Source organism: Corallococcus praedator (genome assembly GCF_003612125.1).
Lineage (GTDB): Bacteria > Myxococcota > Myxococcia > Myxococcales > Myxococcaceae > Corallococcus > Corallococcus praedator.
Genome location: NZ_RAWI01000930.1, coordinates 1 through 468, shown reverse-complemented (window position 1 = coordinate 468; position 468 = coordinate 1). Strand labels below are relative to the sequence as shown.

Here is a 468-nt window from a genome sequence, read left to right as displayed (position 1 = left end):
ATCATCTGCTCAGGCATCCCGCCTTTGTCCTTGAGCGCACACCGGCCGTGCCGCGTCCGGGCGACCTCATCTGCACCGCACGCGGCGCCGATCGCTTCATGACGGACCCGGCCGAAATCCAGGCCGGCAGAACGCCCATGCATTGCGATCTCGTCGTCGAGATGGACCCGGTGCGCCATGAAGTGAAATCGATTGGCGGCAACGTGCAGCAATCCGCATCGATGAGCATTACCGAGTTGAATGACGCCAACCAGCTCGATCCGTACACGAATTCGGTCATGCAGTGGTTGGTGGTGCTGCGCAACCAGTTGCCCTAGCAGACGGCAGATGTAACGTTGTTTGACGCCCGGCGCAAATTCATTAACATGTGAATCACTTAAGCGCCGGCAACCCGACCGGCGCATGGCCCCTGCGATCAGGAGACAGGTCATGACGGTGCTTTCGCTTTCGCCCGATTCCGGTTCGGAC

At 60.0% G+C, this 468-nt stretch carries 1 protein-coding gene; it reads left to right on the top strand.

What is annotated here, in order from left to right:
* The coding region (locus D7Y13_RS42455; RefSeq protein ID WP_120631098.1) for a DUF2272 domain-containing protein at positions 1–317 on the top strand (317 nt) is incomplete at its 5' end.
* Between the last annotated feature and the right edge of the window lie 151 nt (positions 318–468).